The sequence below is a fragment of the Streptomyces sp. NPDC024698 genome, assembly GCF_055559015.1.
The window spans coordinates 1-1,403 of the sequence record NZ_JBVHLK010000065.1; the positions used below are offsets into that span (position 1 = coordinate 1).

Sequence of the window (1,403 nt, forward strand, 5' to 3'; positions counted from 1 at the left end):
GGGCGTGTCAGGGATCTTGTGTAAGTCGGTTGGTGTCATTGGATGCTGAGCCGGTTCTCGAAGAAGAGTGAGAACTGGTTCAGTGCCTCTTTCCAGTGTGCGGCGACGTGGTTCGCGTCGCGCGCTTTGGGGTTGATCTGCTCGCGGACTGCGAGGTAGAGAACCTTCAACGCGGCCTGCTCCGAGGGGAAATGGCCGCGGTTGCGGGTGGCCTTGCGGAGCCGGGAGTTGATCGACTCGACCATGTTCGTGGAGTAGACCACCGTCCTTATGGCCGGCGGGAACGCCAGGTAGGGCGTGAACTCCGGCCAGGCCGACCGCCAGGTCCGCACGATCGCCGGATAGCGTTCACCGAGGTCGGACGCCGCGAACAGGTCGAGGGCCTGCTCCGCGGCTGCCTCGGTCGGGGCCGTGTAGATCGCCTTCAGCGCCGGCACCAGTTTGGGGTGGTCCCTCGACGACGACAGCCGGAGCGAGGCCCTGGTCAGATGGATCACACACGTCTGGACGGTGGCCTTGGACCAGGTCGCCGTGACCGCGTCGGGCAGGCCCTTGAGCCCGTCGCAGACCACGATGCAGACGTCCTCGACGCCGCGGTTGCGCAGCTCGGACAGGACCGCCATCCAGGTGGTGGCGCCCTCGCCCTCGGCGCCGACCCACAGGCCCAGGACGTCCTTTCGGCCGTCCATGTCGACCCCGACGGCCAGGTAGACCGGCTTGGAGGTCACCGAACCCGAGCGGATCTTCACCCACAGCGCATCGATGTAGATGATCGGCCAGACCGCGTCCAGGGGCCTGTTCTGCCAGGTCACGAGCTCGTCGACGACGGCGTCGGTGACCTTGCTGATCAGGTCGGGGCTGACCTCGACCCCGTAGATCTGGGCCAGGTGGGAGCGGATGTCGCGCACGCTCATCCCGCGCGCGTAGAGCGAGAGGATCCGGTCGTTGAACCCGGCGAGCCGACGCGCGTTCTTCGGAACCAGACGCGGTTCGAACTCACCGTTGCGATCCCGTGGCACCGCCAAAGTGACCGCTCCTGCGTCGGTCAGAACCGTCTTGGGCGAGGTCCCGTTGCGGGAGTTCCCCGACCCGTGACCCGCCCGGTCTCCTCGCTCGTAACCAAGGTGTTCACTCATCTCGGCGTCCAGGGCCCGCTCCAGCACGGCCTTGGTGATCTCCGTCAGCAGCCCGCCCTCACCGAGCAGAGCCACCCCGGAAGCATCAGCTTTGTCGAGCAACCGCTCGGCGACCTCATTCACCATCTCGTTCCCGGCCGCAGAGGCAACCGGTTCCGTCTTGTCTGCCATGACTCGTCCGATCCGCCCGGCCCAAGAGCCCGAGGCCGAGCCCCGGGCCAGGCTGTCACATCACGGACTTACACGATCTTTCAGACACACTCGACG

Annotated in this window: 1 protein-coding gene; it reads right to left on the bottom strand. The window is 66.4% G+C overall.

Features of this window, described 5'->3' with window-relative positions; all coding sequences use genetic code 11:
• Positions 1-35: 35 nt before the first annotated feature.
• Positions 36-1,307, bottom strand: a complete 1,272-nt coding sequence (locus ACZ4AA_RS38470) for an IS256 family transposase (RefSeq protein WP_467613381.1) — start codon at positions 1,305-1,307, stop codon at positions 36-38.
• Positions 1,308-1,403 lie beyond the last annotated feature (96 nt).

Bases quoted from the DNA above. Each gene is read 5' to 3' on its own strand.
- ACZ4AA_RS38470 (WP_467613381.1), bottom strand. From the start codon at position 1,307: ATGGCAGACAAGACGGAACCGGTTGCCTCTGCGGCCGGGAACGAGATG.